The organism is Okibacterium fritillariae (assembly GCF_052783725.1).
This window is the reverse complement of record NZ_CP199917.1, coordinates 2983804-2999838: the sequence shown is the minus strand read 5'-3', so window position 1 is coordinate 2999838 and position 16035 is coordinate 2983804. Positions and strand designations below refer to the sequence as shown.

At 69.1% G+C, this 16035-nt stretch carries 16 protein-coding genes; 3 read left to right on the top strand and 13 right to left on the bottom strand.

Going from position 1 to position 16035, the window contains the following annotated elements; all coding sequences use genetic code 11:
• Positions 1-3 precede the first annotated feature (3 nt).
• A complete protein-coding gene (locus tag ACUWEX_RS13770; RefSeq protein ID WP_445996611.1) occupies positions 4-2106 on the top strand; it encodes an alpha-galactosidase in 2103 nt (700 codons plus the stop codon).
• Between the two features lie 96 nt (positions 2107-2202).
• Complete coding sequence (locus ACUWEX_RS13765; protein WP_079728727.1) at positions 2203-2619, top strand: hypothetical protein; 417 nt, start codon at positions 2203-2205, stop codon at positions 2617-2619.
• Positions 2620-2697: 78 nt separating this feature from the next.
• On the opposite strand, the gene ACUWEX_RS13760 is transcribed toward ACUWEX_RS13765, so the two are convergent.
• The 6 genes from ACUWEX_RS13760 to acs form a co-directional block, all read right to left on the bottom strand.
• Positions 2698-3039 carry a hypothetical protein gene (locus ACUWEX_RS13760; protein WP_445996610.1) on the bottom strand — a complete coding sequence of 114 codons (342 nt, stop codon included), beginning with the start codon at positions 3037-3039 and terminating at the stop codon, positions 2698-2700.
• Positions 3040-3042: 3 nt separating this feature from the next.
• Positions 3043-3495 (bottom strand): prevent-host-death protein, encoded by a 453-nt coding sequence (locus tag ACUWEX_RS13755; protein ID WP_445996609.1) that lies wholly within the window; start codon positions 3493-3495, stop codon positions 3043-3045.
• Between the two features lie 54 nt (positions 3496-3549).
• Complete coding sequence (locus ACUWEX_RS13750) at positions 3550-4047, bottom strand: GNAT family N-acetyltransferase (RefSeq protein ID WP_079728724.1); 498 nt, start codon at positions 4045-4047, stop codon at positions 3550-3552.
• Between the two features lie 102 nt (positions 4048-4149).
• Positions 4150-4740, bottom strand: coding sequence for a nitroreductase family protein (locus ACUWEX_RS13745; protein ID WP_445996608.1), 591 nt, complete (start codon positions 4738-4740; stop codon positions 4150-4152).
• A 134-nt stretch (positions 4741-4874) separates the two neighbouring features.
• Positions 4875-5720 carry a DUF4870 domain-containing protein gene (locus ACUWEX_RS13740; RefSeq protein ID WP_445996607.1) on the bottom strand — a complete coding sequence of 282 codons (846 nt, stop codon included), beginning with the start codon at positions 5718-5720 and terminating at the stop codon, positions 4875-4877.
• 91 nt (positions 5721-5811) lie between these two features.
• On the bottom strand, positions 5812-7938 hold the full coding sequence (acs, locus tag ACUWEX_RS13735; protein WP_445996606.1) for an acetate--CoA ligase: 2127 nt from the start codon (positions 7936-7938) through the stop codon (positions 5812-5814).
• Between the two features lie 80 nt (positions 7939-8018).
• On the opposite strand from acs, the gene ACUWEX_RS13730 reads away from it, so the two are divergent.
• Positions 8019-8696 (top strand): DUF1684 domain-containing protein, encoded by a 678-nt coding sequence (locus tag ACUWEX_RS13730; protein ID WP_079728720.1) that lies wholly within the window; start codon positions 8019-8021, stop codon positions 8694-8696.
• A gap of 293 nt (positions 8697-8989) precedes the next feature.
• On the opposite strand, the gene ACUWEX_RS13725 is transcribed toward ACUWEX_RS13730, so the two are convergent.
• The 7 genes from ACUWEX_RS13725 to ACUWEX_RS13695 all read right to left on the bottom strand — a co-directional run bounded on the left by ACUWEX_RS13725 (position 8990) and on the right by ACUWEX_RS13695 (position 16020).
• The gene (locus ACUWEX_RS13725) at positions 8990-9646 is read right to left on the bottom strand and encodes a ScbR family autoregulator-binding transcription factor (protein WP_079728719.1); all 657 of its coding nucleotides are present in this window, start codon (positions 9644-9646) and stop codon (positions 8990-8992) included.
• A 323-nt stretch (positions 9647-9969) separates the two neighbouring features.
• Positions 9970-11106: a threonine aldolase family protein gene (locus tag ACUWEX_RS13720; protein ID WP_234991255.1), complete on the bottom strand. Its 1137-nt coding sequence runs from the start codon at positions 11104-11106 to the stop codon at positions 9970-9972.
• A 92-nt stretch (positions 11107-11198) separates the two neighbouring features.
• Positions 11199-12389: an ABC transporter permease gene (locus tag ACUWEX_RS13715; RefSeq protein WP_445996605.1), complete on the bottom strand. Its 1191-nt coding sequence runs from the start codon at positions 12387-12389 to the stop codon at positions 11199-11201.
• Positions 12386-13270: an ABC transporter ATP-binding protein gene (locus ACUWEX_RS13710; protein ID WP_079728716.1), complete on the bottom strand. Its 885-nt coding sequence runs from the start codon at positions 13268-13270 to the stop codon at positions 12386-12388. The genes ACUWEX_RS13715 and ACUWEX_RS13710 overlap by 4 nt, the downstream gene beginning before the upstream one ends.
• A gap of 119 nt (positions 13271-13389) precedes the next feature.
• Entirely contained in the window at positions 13390-14253 is an 864-nt protein-coding gene (locus ACUWEX_RS13705) for a response regulator (protein WP_445996604.1), read from the bottom strand.
• Positions 14250-15623, bottom strand: a complete 1374-nt coding sequence (locus ACUWEX_RS13700; RefSeq protein ID WP_445996603.1) for a sensor histidine kinase — start codon at positions 15621-15623, stop codon at positions 14250-14252. The genes ACUWEX_RS13705 and ACUWEX_RS13700 overlap by 4 nt, the downstream gene beginning before the upstream one ends.
• Before the next feature lie 112 nt (positions 15624-15735).
• Positions 15736-16020 carry a hypothetical protein gene (locus ACUWEX_RS13695; RefSeq protein ID WP_079728713.1) on the bottom strand — a complete coding sequence of 95 codons (285 nt, stop codon included), beginning with the start codon at positions 16018-16020 and terminating at the stop codon, positions 15736-15738.
• Positions 16021-16035: the final 15 nt, after the last annotated feature.

Sequence of the window (16035 nt, the reverse complement as noted above, 5' to 3'; positions counted from 1 at the left end):
ACCGTGATTCACCACCTTCGTGCCGCGGGCGTCAGCCTGATCGTCGATGCCCGCGGCGCGAAGGTGCCCTCGATTCTGCACTGGGGGGCGGATGTCGGCGAGCTCGACTCATCTGCCCTCGACAGCCTGGCCGGGGCCCTGGTGGCCGCCGTGCCGCCCTCGTCGATCGACGAACCCCCGCGCCTCAGCCTCGTGCCGACCCTGTTCGACGGGTGGAGCGGGCGGCCCGGGCTCGAGGTTCACCGCGTGGGCGGGCCTGCCCCTTCGGTATCCCAACCGCTCGCGCTGCGCCTCGTCGCGACCGACGCTTCTGAAACATCCCTCATCTTCACGCTCGCGGATGCCGCAGCCGCCGTCACCGTGACGGTCACGCTCGAGCTCACCCCCGAGGGCGTCCTGCGCCTGCGCCACCGCGTGCGGAACGATGCATCCTCACCTCTTGCCGTCGACGGCGTCGCCGCAGCCCTGCCGCTCCCCGACCGCGCCCGAGAACTCCTCGACTTCACGGGTCTTTGGACCCACGAGCGCACCCCGCAGCGCCACACCCTCGGCCAGGGCATCTGGAGCCGCGAACACCGCCACGGCCGCCCCGGCCACGACGACGCGTTCCTCTTCGCGGCCGGCACCCCCGGCTTCACGTTCCGCACGGGCGAGGTCTGGGCCACCCACCTGGCCTGGAGCGGCGACAAGGTCCTCTGGGCCGAACGCTCGCCGCTCGGCGCCTCGGTCTCGGGCAGCGGCGAACTGCTCGCACCCGGCGAAATCATGCTCGCGGATGGTGAGCACTACGAGACCCCGTGGACCGTCGCCGTCTACTCGGCCACCGGTCTCGACGGTGTGTCGGCCCGCCTGCACCCCTGGATCCGCTCGTGGAGCAGCATCCGCCGCCCCCGCCCCGTCGTCTTGAACACGTGGGAGGCCGTCTACTTCGACCACGACCTGCCCACCCTGCTGACCCTCGTCGACCAGGCCGCACGCGTGGGCGTGGAACGGTTCGTGCTCGACGACGGCTGGTTCGAGGGCCGCACCGACGACCGCCGCGCCCTCGGTGACTGGTTCGTCGACGCCGCGCGCTGGCCCGACGGGCTCTCCCCGCTCATCGACGCCGTGCGCGCGCAGGGCATGGACTTCGGGCTGTGGGTGGAGCCCGAGATGGTGAACCCCGATTCGACCGTGGCGCGCGAGCATCCCGACTGGATTCTCGGTCACGCGGATGCTCCCACCTGGCGTTTCCAGCGTGTGCTCGACCTGTCGAACCCCGAGGCCTTCGCCTACATCCTCGGCCGCCTCGACGCGCTCCTCGGCGAATACGACATCGCGTTCCTCAAGTGGGATCACAACCGCGACCTGCTCGGCGGCTCGGCCCACCGGCAGACCGCCGCGTTCTACCGCCTGCTCGACGCCGTGCGCGCGGCCCACCCCCACGTCGAGATCGAGTCGTGCGCGTCGGGCGGGGCGCGCATCGACCTGGGCGTGCTCGAACGCGTCGAACGCGTGTGGACGAGCGACACCAACGACCCGCTCGAGCGCCAGGCCATCCAGCGCTACACGTCGCTCGTGATCCCGCCCGAATACCTCGGCGGCCACCTGGGCGCCGCGCAATCGCATACCACCTGGCGCACCTCGGACCTCGAGTTCCGGCTGGTCACGGCCCTCTTCGGCAGCGCCGGCATCGAGTGGAACCTGAACGAGGCCTCACCCGCCGAGCTCGACACCATCGCCGCCTGGATCGACACCTACAAGCGCCGGCGCGACCTGCTGCACTCGGGCACCGTGGTGCGATCGGATGCCTCCGACCCCGCGTTGCACGCCCACGGCGTCGTCTCCCGCGACCACACGTCCGCGCTCTTCGCCCACGTCTCCCTGGCCGCCCCGCGCACCGCGGTGCCGTCGCCGCTCCGCCTCCCGGGTCTCGACCCCGACCGCCTCTACCGCGTGCGCCCGCTCACGCTCGGGGCCGCTCCGCGCGCCATCCAGGATGCTCCTCCCGCCTGGATCGCGGCCGGTGAAACCGTGCTCTCGGGCCGCATCCTCGCCGAGATCGGCCTCGCCGTGCCGCTCCTCGCGCCCGAACAGGCGCAGCTCTTCACGGCCGACGCGCTCTAGCGCAGGTCGCGCGGGGAGTGGTACCCATCGCGAGCAACGCTCACGTTCGATAGCGTTATCTCGCCAAGAACATCCGAATCACCCGAGGGGGACCCCATGAGGGAACGACGCACCAAGACCACCGCACTCATCGCCGGCTTCGCCATCGCCGGTTTCCTGCTGTCCGGCTGTGCCGGCGGCCAGAGCAAGGCTGACGCGTGCAAGGAGCTCGAGAGCGGCATTCAGCAGCTGCAGACCGAGCTGACCGAGAGCTCCTCGAGCCTCGCCACCGACCCTGACGCCGCGTCCGAGGCCATCAGCAAGCTCGCCGACACGTTCAGCGACAACGCCGAGAAGGTCACCAACGACGAGGTCAAGCCGACCGCCGACAAGGCCGAGAAGGCCATCTCGGCCATGTCGGACGAGTTCGAGAAGTACGCCGATGACCCGACCACGGCCGACGTCAACGCGCTGACCGAGAGCGCCACCGACGTGCAGACCACCTTCACCGACCTCGGTAAGGTCTGCGACTAAGTTTCAGCACGCAGCACAAAAGGGGGGTCGCCTACGGGCGGCCCCCCTTTCGCGTGCCTGGGCGCCTGCGCCTGACGATCACTTCGTCTGGTTGGGATGCCTGGTGTGCACGTTCTCGAGATGAACCGTGCGGTCGACCACATAGAACCAGATTCGGGCATCGCCCTGCTGGGTGGGTTTATGCTGCCATCGATCGTGTTCGACTCCGTCTCGGACGATGACACCGAGCTCCCCACGCAGGCGGTAGTTCGTGGGTGTGACGGCCAGCGGATGTTTCGTGAGGAAATCCCACGAGTCGGCGAGGGGGCCGCGAATGGTGGCGCAGAGATCTGTCCATCCGCGCCTCGCCTGGGTCGATGCGAACGTGATCGCGTATTCGCTCTTCTTGGTGGGGCGGGGGACTCTGTCGAGCTTTGCCATGGCCTAGGGGCGGCCGACCGGCTCGTCGTCGATCCAGTCGACATCGGTGCGCGTGAGTCCTGCGGCGATCGCTATTGCGGTCTCGCGCCAGGCAGTGATCTCGGCAACGGCAAGGTGCGCCTGATTGGTCGCGAAGGATGCGCGCGCGGCATGAAGCAAGTCGCTAGCGCAGGCGGCGCGGTCGGCCGCATCGAGCGCCAGCATCCAGGGGAACAGCTCAGCCATGGATTCGGCGAGCGTGCCTCGCTCATTCGTGGCCGCCGCGATGAGCTGAGCTGCCAGTTGGAGCAATGATTCGCGCGCATCTGCTTCTCGCTGCGACATCAGAACGAGATCCTCACCGTCACGACGAGTGACCTGCACCGGATGGTCTTCCGCTGCCTCGAAGACGGTGCTCGAATGCCTGCTCAGGTCTGATGACTGAAACGACTTATGAGGCATGTCCAAGGTTCGCATCGCCCCAGCATAGTTCTGAATGTGTTCTGAAGTCAATGAATCATGGTCGCTGCATCAGCGGACGAGGCGGACCTCGGTGATCTCCTCGCCCAGGAAGGGCTGCGTCTGGCGGGCGCCGTCGGGCGTGAAGCCGTTGCGGGCGTAGAAGCGGTGCGCGCGCGGGTTGTCCTCGGCCACCCACAGGAACGCGGGCTGCTCGCCGAGCACGGCGTCGAAGAGCTGCTGGCCGATGCCCGTGCCGTGGAACGCGTGCAGCACGTAGGTGAAGTAGAGCTCGGAGCGGTCGGTGACCTCGGGGTCGCGGCTGGGCCCCGAACCCGAGAAGCCGACGATCTCGCCGTCGACGAGGGCGGCGTAGAGGCAGCGGCCGTCGCCGAGCGACGAGTAGTGCGTCCACAGCTCGGCCATGCGGCGCGGTGAGACGGCCCGCAGCGCTTCGTCGCTGATCAGGTGGTCGTAGGTTTCGTGCCAGCAGGTGGCGTGCACACGCCCGAGTGATTCGGCGTCGACGTCGCGAACCGGGCGAACAACAGCATCGATGGTGGTGTTCATAGTCGGGAGACTACCCCCGGCTGCGCGGACCCTCAAAATCGCGGATGCCCCGGCCGGAAGCATCCGGTCGGGGCATCGCGTCGTGTGGCTGAAACTGAGGGACTACTCGTTGACGAGGACGATCTCGTCGAGTGCCTTGCGCTCGCGGGGGGCGACCTCGCGCTCGCGCAGCTTGTCCTCGAGCGTGTCAGGGCTGGCCACGTGGCCGATGGCCGACACGGTCAGGATCTGGTGGTTGGGGCCCAGGTCGAAGGCCTCGGCCAGCTCGTCCTTCTTGAAGCCGCCCATCTGGTGCACGTGCAGGCCGTCATGGTGGGCCTGGATGCTGAGGTGCGCCATGGACTGGCCCAGGTCGTAGACGGCCCAGGGCAGCGGCTTGCCGTCGGCGTCGGTGACCTCGGCGACGGCCACGATGAGCGCGCCCGCGTTGCCGGCCCACGCCTTGTTGAAGCCCATGAGGTGGGCGGCGATGGTGTTGAAGGTGTCGGAACCGCGACGGCCGACGATGAAACGCCAGGGCTGCGTGTTGGCGGCGCTCGGCGACCAGCGGGCGGCCTCGAGGGCGGCGGTGAGCGTCTGCTCGTCGATGGTGGCGGTGGCGTCGAAGGCGCGCGGGCTCCAGCGGTCCGAGAGGACGTCGAGGATGGGCACGCTCGTGTCGGCGGTGCGGGCAGGGGTGGTGATGTCGGTCATCCGTGCTCTTTCGTTCTGGTTCTGGGGGTGTGTTGTCAGAGCGTCGCCGTTGACTACGTATGTAAACGTATGGATGCTGCGACTATTCCGGCTGCGGGCGGGAGGCTCGCAGCATCCGGCGCTCGTCTGTCGGGTTATTCGGACTTTTGCGTGAGGATGTGGAACGGCACGGTCAGCGGGAAGCGGTAGACCTCGCCGCGCGACGAACGCACGCCGCCCAGGATGAGGGCGACGAGGTTGACGACGTTCCACACGACGATGAGGAGGACCGTGAAGAGCGGGGGTGAGACGAAACCACCGCCGCCGAAGGTTGCGAGCACCAGGAAGTGCGCGACGAAGGCCACGATCTGGCCGAGCAGGTAGGTGATCTGCCAGTTCATGGCGTTGCGGGCGTTGCCGGCCGAGAGGGGGCCGCGGTGGCGCACGGTCGACCAGACGATGAGCGTGGCGATGATCGAGAAGAACGGCGAGAGGTAGAAGAAGCCGAAGAGCGAGACCAGGCCGATGAGCCACACGAGCTGGGCGCCGGACTTGTCGGCGCCGCGGTCGGGGCCGCCGTAGTTCGGGGCGCCGTAGTTGGGGGCGCCGTAGGCGGGCTGGCCGTAGGGAGGCTGGCCGTAACCGGGTTGTCCGTAGTTGGGCTGGCCATGCGGCTGCTGGCCGTAGCCGGGCTGGCCGTAGCCGGGCTGGCCGTAGCCGGGCTGGCCGTATTCGGGCTGGTCAGCGCCGTCTTGGCCATAACCGGGCTGCCCGGAAACAGGCGGGGCGTAGGGAGGCTGAGCGAAGCCCGACTGCTCGTGCGTCGGCTCGGCGAACGGCACGGGTGGGCCATACGGCGATTGCGGCTCCGACTGCGACTGGGGCTGTCCGTAGGGCGACTGCTGCTGCGGTTCGTCATACGGCGACGGCTGCGGCGTCTCGTGCCCGGGGTGCTGGGCGGGCGTCGGCTGGTCGGCGGGGGTTCCGTCGGGGTTCGTCATGCGAGGCATCCTCACTGTCATCGTCGAAGGCGGTGGCTGTTTATCGAGTATCCGTCCATCCTGTCAGAGCCGTCGATGGGGAGTTCTTTCGCTAGCGGGCGGCCCGGGTGGCGGCTACGATCGCTTCGATACGGGCGGGCGTCGTCTCCTCCTGCAGGCTCGTGGTGTCGCCGAGGGGGCGGCCGTCGCTGATATCGCCCAGCAGCCGGCGCATGATCTTGCCCGAGCGGGTCTTCGGCAGGTCGGGCACGATCACGACATCCCGCGGTTTGGCGATGGGGCCGATCGCCTGGGCGACATAGGCTCGCAACGTCTCGCGCAGGGCCTCGGCCTGTTGCACCCAGTAGGCGTCGTCGGCGCCCGAGGCATCCTGGGGCAGTGACGACGGGATGACATAGGCCGCGATCGCCTGCCCCGTGATCGGGTCGCTGACCCCCACCACACCGGCCTCGCCCACGGCCGGATGCGCGACGAGCGCCGACTCGATCTCGATGGTCGAGAGGCGGTGCCCCGACACGTTGATCACGTCGTCGACGCGGCCGAGCACCCAGATGTCGCCGTCGGCATCCCATTTGGCGCCGTCGCCCGAGAAGAAGTAGCCCTGCTTCCAGTACTTGGCCCAATAGGAGTCGCGATAGCGCTCCGGGTTGCCCCAGACGGTGCGCGCGAGCCCCGGCCCCGGGCGGTCGACGACGAGGTAGCCGCCCGAACCGTAGGGCACGCGCTCGCCGTCCTCGTCCACGATGAGCGTCGAGATGCCGGGCAGCGCGCGGTTGGCCGAACCGGGTTTCAGGGTCGAGACACCCGGCAGTGGCGCCATGGTCGCGGCCCCCGTCTCGGACTGCCACCACGTGTCCACGATGGGCGCCTCGCCGCGGCCGATGCGGGTGTGGAACCACATCCAGGCCTCGGGGTTGATGGCCTCGCCCACGGTGCCGAGAATGCGGATGCTCGACAGGTCGAACTCGGCCGGCGGCCCGTCGGGGAACCACGTGCTGAGCGTGCGGATGAGCGTGGGCGCCGTGTAATAGGTGGTCACGCCGTAACGCTCGATGATCTCGAAGTGGCGCGTGCGGCTCGGGGTGTTGGGCGTGCCCTCATAGATCACCTGCGTGAGGCCGTTCGAGAGCGGTCCGTAGATCTCGTAGGTGTGCGCCGTGACCCACGCGAGGTCGGCCGTGCACCAGTGCACATCGTCGGGTTTGGCGTCGAAGATGGCCCAGTGGGTGAAGGACGCCTGGGTCAGGTATCCGCCCGAGGTGTGCACGAGGCCCTTGGGTTTTCCCGTGGTGCCCGAGGTGTAGATGATGAACAGCGGGGTCTCGGCGTCGAAGTACTCGGGTTCGTGCACATCGCTCGCGGCATCCACGGTGTCGTGCCACCAGACGTCGCGGCCGGCGGTCCAGGGGATGTCGTCACCCGTGCGCTTGACGACGAGCACGTGTTCGATGCTCTCGACTCCAGCCACGGCCTGGTCGGCGTTGTCCTTGACGGCCACGGCGGCACCCCGGCGGAACTGGCCGTCGGTCGTGATCAGCAGCTTGGCGCGCGTGTCCTCCACCCGGAAGCGCAGGGCCTCGGCCGAGAAGCCGCCGAACACAAGCGAGTGGATGGCGCCGATGCGGGCCACGGCGAGCGTGGCGATGATTGTCTCGAGAATGACGGGCAGGTAGATGACCACGCGGTCGCCCACGCCGATGCCGAGCTCGGTGAGCGCGTTGGCGGCCTTCGAGACCTCGCGCTGAAGCTCGGCATAGGTGAGGCTGCGTCGGTCGCCGGGCTCGCCTTCGAAGTGCACGGCCACCTTGTCGCCGAGCCCGTTCTGCACGTGCCGGTCGACGCAGTTGACGGCCACGTTGAGTCGCCCGCCCGCGAACCAGGTGGTCTCGGGCACCGAGAGGGTGCCGGATGCATCGGGCGCGGCGGGCTTCCACGTGTGCACGCTCTGCCACGGGGTGTGCCAGTCGAGCCGCGCGGCCTGTTCGGCCCAGAAGGCGTCAGGGTCGGCATCCGCTCGTGCCCACCAGGAGGCGTCGACGTTGGCGCTCGCCGCGATGGCCGCGGGTGCCGGGTAGGCGCGCGTCTCGTCGAGCAGGTTCGCGATCGTCGGGTGCGAGGCGCCGGTTGTTGTGGCGGCGGTCGTCGCGGTGTTCGGGCGGCCCGGCGTGCTCGAGCCAGGCGTAGCGGCGGCGGATGCGGGGGCGAGATCGTCGGGCATGCTTCCAGGTTAGGCGGGCGCAGAGTGCGGTGCGCGGCCGAGTGAAACGCTCGTTAACACGACGGGGGTAGTGTGGCCCGATGGCTACTCTCGGCACTGCCCTCGACACCGCCGATTGGCGTTTCCGCATTTTCGAGCTCTACGCCGACGTGCGACGCGTCGCGGCGTCCGACCCGGCGGCCGCGCACCGTCTCTGGCGCGACCGGCGTGACGAGCTGTTCGACACGCACCCGGCCTCGCCTCTCCTGCCCGAAGATGCCGAGACGTTCTCGGGTCTGCCCGTTGCCGACTACGACGCGGCCTGGCGCTTCGAGGTGGATGTCGCGCCCGTCGACGAGGGCCGTGACATCGCCGTTCCCACGGGCACCGACGGCGTCGTCGGCTTCACGCTCATCGGCACGGCCGAGCTGCCGGGCGACCGCGGCTCGCTCGCCGTGTGGAAGCACGCGGGCTACGGCGGCGGCCTCTTCGTCCCCGTCAAGGACCGCCTGGCCGGCGCCGAGGGCGGAACCTACGGCGGTGGCCGCTACCTGCTCGACACCATCAAGGGCGCGCACCTGGGCACCGCGGGGGCGACGGATGCTGCCACTCCCGACCACGGCGCCGGCGCGGGTCGCCTCGTGCTCGACCTCAACTTCGCCTACAACCCGTCCTGCGCCTACGACCCCGCGTGGGCGTGCCCGCTCGCCCAGCAGGAGAACACCCTGCCCGTCGAGGTTCCGGTCGGCGAGACCTACCCCGTTTCGCGCGCGCACTGACGCGGCGGGGTGCGTCGGCGGCCTCCCCTCACGCGAGGCTGGCATTACGGATTCGTCGCCGCGGTTACCGCCTCCTTGGTCCGGCCGTCGAGGTTTCGGCAAATGATCGCGCTCTCTTGCGCCGACGCCGAACGTCGCGTATTTTAAACAAACGGCCCAGTCGGTTTCCCTTGGGGAACCACTGATGGGGGCCCAGATCGACACCTCGGGGGAGGTTGTCGGCTCGGGGGCGTCGGCGGGCATCTCTCGAAAGTGCGCGTCGACGCCCGGCCGACCGATCTGGTCTAGGGATCTCAGATCGAGGGCGGGGCTCCGTCGCCGTGCACGAGTCGCGGAACCGCGAGCAGGTGGTCGCGGCTGTCGGGGCAGCCGATGGCCGCGAAGATGATGTCCCACATGTTGGTGATGCGGTTGTCGAGGCGGGCCCAGTCGTCGAAGACCGCCGAGACCATTTGGGTGCCCGTGAACGATTCGACGACGAAGCGCGCGATGCTGTCGACCTCGATGCGGGGCGAGACGTCGCCTTCGGCGATGGCCTTGCGCAGGTGCTCGGCGCTCTGCGCGATCCAGAATTCGTAGGGGGCCCGGGCGTGCTCGGGAAAGTAGCCGGCCGATTCGGTGCTGAGTCGGATGCCGGCCTGCACGATCGGCAGCGTGCGCAGTTGCTGGGCGAACGTGTGGGTGAGCCGCACGAGGCCCTCGGCACCGGGCATGTCGTCGCTGAGCAGCTCGGCGCCCGCTGCGACGCATAGCTCGTGCTGTTGCAGGATGAGCTCGAGCGCCAGGGCGTGCTTGGATTCGAAGTGGAAGTAGAGGGCGCCCTGGGTGACGCCCGCCTCGGTGATGATCTCGCTGAGTTTGGCGCTGGCGTAGCTCGATCGGGCGAACACCACGCCGGCGGCTTCGACGATCGCTTGTCGCGTCGCGCGAGCGCGTTCCTGTTTAGGCATGGGTCCTCCGGGCTGTCGGGGACAGGATACCTCCGCCGTCTATGAAGGGTGCCCCCCTTGCAGAGGCCCGCACTCAGCTTGGCGGGATGCCGCTCGACGCGGCGAGGCGGCGTCGATCAGGGGCGCGGAAGAATGTCCCGGACAGAGCCGGTTTCGCGAGAATCGGTAACCCGTCCCGGGGTGGCCCGGTTTGGGGATAGAGCACGCACAGATTTGACCGCCATCGGCGAGTCCTCTCAGGCCGGGCGGGTACCGGTGCCGGTGCGATGCCGATGCCGGTGTCGCCGCCCACGACCCCAGTGCGCCGCCGCCCCGGTCTGTCGCTAGAGCGCCTCGCCCGGAATGGGGTGCCCCACGAGGTGCGAGGCGGGCGCGACACCCGCGGCGGGTGCCTCGGCCAAAACCCGGCAGATCGCCTCGACGAAGCTGTCGATGTCGGCCTCGGTGGTGTCGAACGCGCACATCCACCGCACCTCGCCCGTCGCCGCATCCCAGTCGTAGAAGCGGAAGGACTCGCGCAGGGTATCGGCGACACCGGGCGGTAGCACGGCGAAGACCGCGTTGGCCTCGGTCGGCTGGCTGAAGCCGAGACCGGGGGCCTGACCGGCCGCGATGCGCTCTTCGAGGGCCGATCGCAGGCGCACCGCCATGGCGTTGGCGTGGCTGGCCGAGCGGTGCCAGAGGTCGCCCTCGAGCAGCGCGATCAGCTGCGCCGACAGGAAGCGCATCTTCGAGGCGAGCTGCATGTTGAGCTTGCGCAGGTAGACGAGACCCTGCGTGGCGGCCGGATTGAGCGACACGACGGCCTCGCCGAACATGAGGCCGTTCTTGGTGCCGCCGAACGAGAGCACGTCGACCCCGGCGTCGGTCGTGAAGGCACGGAACGGCAGACCGAGGGCCGCGGCCGCGTTGGACAGCCGGGCGCCGTCGAGGTGCAGAGACATGCCGTGGGCATGAGCGTGGTCGGCGATGGCACGGATCTCGTCGGGCGTGTAGAGCGTGCCGAGCTCGGTACTCTGCGTGATGGACACGACGAGCGGCTGCGCGCGGTGCTCGTCGCCCCAGCCCCAGGCCTCGCGGTCGATCAGCTCGGGCGTGAGCTTGCCGTCGGGGGAGGGCACGCCCAAGATCTTGATGCCGCCGACGCGCTCGGGCGCCCCACCCTCGTCGACGTTGATGTGGGCCGTGGTGGCGGCGATGACGGCCCCCCAGCGCGGCAGCATCGACTGGATGCCGACAACGTTGGCACCCGTGCCGTTGAAGACGGGGAACACCTCGGCCTGCTCGCCGAAGTGGCCGCGGAAGATCTCGGTCAGGCGCTCGCTGTACTGGTCGCCGCCGTAGGCCACCTGGTGCCCGCCGTTGGCCTGGGCGATGGCCTCGATGACCTCGGGGTGCACCCCCGCGTAGTTGTCGCTGGCGAAGTTGCGGACGTCGGAATCATGCAGTGGAAGGCTCACACCCCTAATCTCGCACAGAGCGGCCGCCCCGCGCATCCTGGCCGAAAACTGTGGATGAACGGGGCGGCCGCTGCCTGGGGAGAACGAACGCGTCAGCCGCGCAACGCCTCACCGAGCTTCACGCGCGCCCCCGTGCGCAGAAGCGAGTTGCTGTACATCTTGGAGCCGAGCAGGAGCACGACGACCGTGGTCACGGCGAGGATCGCGAGCGAGAGCAGCGGCTCCCACCACTCGGCCGTTCCGAGGAACAAACGCACCGGCATACCGACGGGCGCCGAGAAGGGGATGTAGGACATGATCGCCAGCACGGTCGGGTTGTCGTTGAAGAAGATGACCGCGAAGTAGGGCAGCATGACGAGCATCGTGACGGGCATGGTCGTCGATCCGACATCTTCTTGGCGCGAGACCAGGGCGGCCGTCGCGGCGAAGAGCGCGGCCAGCAGCACGAACCCGATGACGAAGAAGATCACGAACCACACGATGGGCGCGCCGAGGCCGGTCAGCAGATCGCTCTGCCCCGTCACCGTCAGGCCCACGATGGCGATCACCGCGATGAGCGCGATCTGCGCGAAGGCGAGGATGCTGTTGCCCAACACCTTTCCGGCCAGCAACGCGCGCACCGGGATGGCAGACATGAGGATCTCGACCACGCGGGTCTGCTTCTCCTCGACCACGCTCTGCGCGATCGTCGACCCGAACGTCATGGCCGACGAGAAGAACACGAGGCCGAACGCGATGGCGACGAGATAGCCGAGGAATCCAGCATCCGCCCCCTGGTCGAGCAGCACGACCTTGGGCGCCGTGCTGAGCGCCTGCACCACCGAGGTCGGCGCCGAATCGTTGGCCACGACCTCGAAGAGCAGCGGCGAATCGCCCGAACGATCGGGCAGGATGGTGGCCTCGACGTCGCCGTCGCGCACCAGTTTCTCGGCGGCCTGCTCGTCGTCGACCACGGTCACGTCGAACGATTTCGCCGCGGCGGCCGGGATGACCTCGCTCGTGGCATCGACGACCGCCACCTTCGTGGCCTCGCTGCCGGCCGAGTTGGCCGAGAACCCCGCGAACAAGATGGAACCGAGGATGATCACGAGCAGAAGGGCCGACGAGATCAGGAACGCTTTGCTGCGCAGGCGGGCGCGGATCTCACGCTCGGAGACGAGCCACACGCTCGATGCGAAGCCGGGGGCCTGCGGCGCGGCGGGTCGGGCCGACGCGGGGGCAGACGACGTCCCGCGCGAGGGCGGCGTCGGGGAAGATGGCGAGGGCGAGGTGCGGGTGCTCATCGGATGACCTCTCGGAATATGTGGGCGAGCGAGGGACGCTGCGGGTGGAAGGTGGTGACGGCGCCGGCCTCGACCGCGCGCCGCAGCACGAGCTGCGCGGTCTCGTCGGTGTCGGCGTCGAAGAGCGCGTAGCCGCCGTCGAACTCGACGACGTCGACGCCCGGCAGGCCACGGATCCAGCCGATATCGGTGCCGGCCTGCAGCTCGAAGCGGCGCGTTGCGTGCTTCTCGCGCAGCGCCTCGCGCGAACCCGAGGCGCGGATCTCTCCGTTGGCGATGATGACGAGGTCGTCGCAGAGGCGTTCGACGATATCGAGTTGGTGCGAGGAGAAGAGCACGGGCACGCCGGCATCCGCTCGCTCTTTCAGCACGCCCACGACGGTGTCGACGGCCAGGGGGTCGAGACCCGAGAACGGCTCGTCGAGCACGAGCAGATCGGGCTGGTGCACGAGGGCCGCCGCGATCTGCGCGCGCTGCTGGTTGCCGAGCGACAGCGATTCGAGGGTGTCGTTGGCGCGCTCCTCGAGGCCGAGGGATTCGAGCAGTTCTCGCGTGTTCTGCGTGGCGCGCGACGACGAGAAGCCGTGCAGGCGGGCCAGGTAGACGAGCTGCTCTTCGACCTTCATCTTGGGGTAGAGGCCGCGTTCCTCGGGCATGTAGCCGAAGCGGTGGCGGTCGCCGGCCGTGAGCGGCTTGCCGTCTTTCGTGACGGTGCCGCCGTCGGCCGACAGTACGCCGAGGATGATGCGCATGGTCGTGGTCTTGCCGGCACCGTTGCCGCCGACGAAGCCCGTCATGCGGCCGGGCTGCACCGTGAACGACACGTCGTGCAACACCTGCCGGTCGCCGTATGAGCGGGTGATGTTCTCTAGCTGAAGCACGCTGGCTCCTCCGATTCTCTGCGTGATTACAAGCTAGAGCGGGGCGGGCGTGTCGGGCATCAGCCGCGGGGCGGGTTCTCGCGTCTCCGCCTGGCGGGGGAGGGTGTCGAATCCACGCCTCAGGCGTCCGAGACGGCGTAGCCGCTGCGGAACGCCCACACGATGGCCTGGATGCGGTCGCGCACGCCCAGCTTGGCGAAAATGCTCGACACGTGCGTTTTGACCGTCGCCTCGCCGACATAGAGCGTCGAGGCGATCTCCTGGTTCGAGAGGCCGTCGGCGAGCAGGGCGAAGACATCGCGCTCCCGCTCGGTGAGGAGGGCGTAGGCGGCACGCTCGTCGTCGTTCGGGCCGCCCAGAGCCGCACGGCCGTCGCGAGGGTGATCGGGCAGGGTGCCCGGCGCGGCGCCGAGGCCCGACGCTGGGGGTGACGAGGGCTGCGACATCCGCCCGGCCACCCCGCCGAAGCGGGCGATGACGCGTTTGGTCACGGTGGGCGACAGCAGCGCCTCGCCGCTCGCGACGACCCGCACGGCCTCGATCAGCTGCTCGGGGGACGAGTTTTTCAGCAGGAACCCGCTCGCGCCGGCCGCCAGGGCGTCGAAGAGGTAGTCGTCGCGGTCGAAGGTCGTCAGAATCAGGACGGCGGCGCCGATCGACGGGTCGCCCGTTATCGCGCGCGTGGCGTCGAGCCCGTTCATTCCGGGCATCTGCACGTCCATGCAGATGACGTCGGGCGCGAGGGATGCCGCGGCCACGATCGCCTCGGCCCCCGAGCCGGCCTCGCCGACGACCTCGATACCGGGCTGGGCGCCCAGGATGATGCGGAAACCCGCGCGCAGCAGCTCCTGGTCGTCGACCAGCAGCACGCGGATCGGCCCGCTCGCGCCCGCACCAGCACCCGCGCCCGCACCGGCGGTCGAGCCCGTATTCGCACCGGCTTCCGCGGCCGCGTTCAGGCCACCCTGCGTCGAATCGGTCATGCCGACACCATCCGTTCGTGAGAGTCGTTCGGGCCCGTGAGCCGATCATCGAGGGAAACGGGGATGCGCGCCCGCACGAGATAGCCGCCCCGGGGCCGCGGCCCCAGTTCGAGCGTGCCGCCGGTGGCCCGAACGCGCTCCTGCATGCCCACGTGCCCGAGCCCGGTGCCGCGCCGCCGCGACGGCAGGGTCACGGCCAGGGATCCGCTGTTGGTGATCTCGATCTCGACGGCCTCGCCGAGGTAACGCAGGCGCACGTCGGCTCGCGTGTCGGGGCCGCCGTATTTGCGCGCGTTGGTGAGTGCCTCCTGTGTGACCCGATACAGCGTCAGCGACACCAGTTTCGGCAGGGGCCGCGGTGCGCCGACCGCCTCGAAGCGCGTGGGTACGCCGGCCTGGGTCGACTCCTCGCAGAGGTCGGGCAGTCTGTCGACGCTCACCGTAGAGGCCGCCTCAGACTCTGCGTCGGTCTGGCGCTCGCGCTCGGCGTCGGTGGCGGTCTCGGGTTCCGGTTCGCGCAAGGTGCCGAGGATGCCGCGCAACTCGTCGATGGCCGACCGCGCGTTGTCCTCCACGACGCCCAGCGCCGCCCGCGCGGCGACGGGATCGAGGTCCAGCACGGTGCGTGCTGCCCCCGCCTGCACTCCCATCACCGACACATGGTGCGCCACCACGTCGTGCAATTCGCGCGCAATGCGCAGACGCTCGAGCGATACGGCCTGACGAGCCGAGCGGATGCGCTCACGATCGAGCAGCGCCGTGCGATGTTCGAGCACAGCACGTTCCTTCGCGCCATCCCAGGCCCGATTGCCGAAGTACCAGGCCGCGCCGAAGTAGAGGATGTTCGTGAGGATCTGGATGAGCAGGTAGGCCACGAGCGGCGAGAAGAGCCCGGCGCGCGAGAAACCCGGCATGGCGTCGGGATCGGTGGTGGCCAGGAACATCGAGATCAACAGCCACACGAGCATGACGAACACGATGACGATGCGCACGACGAACGCGCGTCGGCGATCCGATGTCCAGGCGCCCACCGAATAGAGCGCCAGGAAGAGGGCGATGTTGCAGAAGAGCAGCTCGCTGACGTGCAGCTGGCCGATCACGATGAACACGGCCGAGAGCACGAGTGCGACCGAGGCCGGCCAGACCCGCCGGAGCGCGAGCGGCAGGGTGATCAAGGCCAGGGTCAGGATGCTGATGCCGAGGTCGGCGGGATCGTCATAGAACCCGGCGACCGTGTAGAGCATGAGGCTCAGAATGGAGCCGACGAAGAGGCTGACAGCGAGGACCAGGTCGGTGCGGCGCTCGCCGGGAGTGGGAGCCGGGCGGGTCCATCCCGGTTCGTCGGGGTCGAGGTAGGCGGCGCCGGTCATGCTTCTAACGTAGCCGCCGGCCGGCCGAGGGGCCTCCGTCGTGCGAGGGAGGCCCCTCGGCGCAGCCAGGCAGCCAGGCAGCCGGGCAGTCGGTCAGCCGGGCAGCCGAGCGTCAGCGGCCGAGGCCGAAGTCCCGTTTCTTGTTCGCGTCGCGGTACGCCTTGGCGATGGACAGGGTGGCGCGGGCGCCGATGGAGGTGTTGGCCGCGTCGTCTCGGTCCCGCTTCGCGCTCTTCGGGGTCTCGTGCTTGCGCAGGGCGTCGAACGACTTGGACGACCTCTTGGCGGCCTTCTTGGTCGACGTGGCGGTTTCGTTCGACCAGCGAGCCACGCGCGAGCCCAGGGCGTAGAGCACACCGGCGATAACGGTCAGCGTGACGAATTTCTTGACGGTCATGTGGCCTCCCGGCGA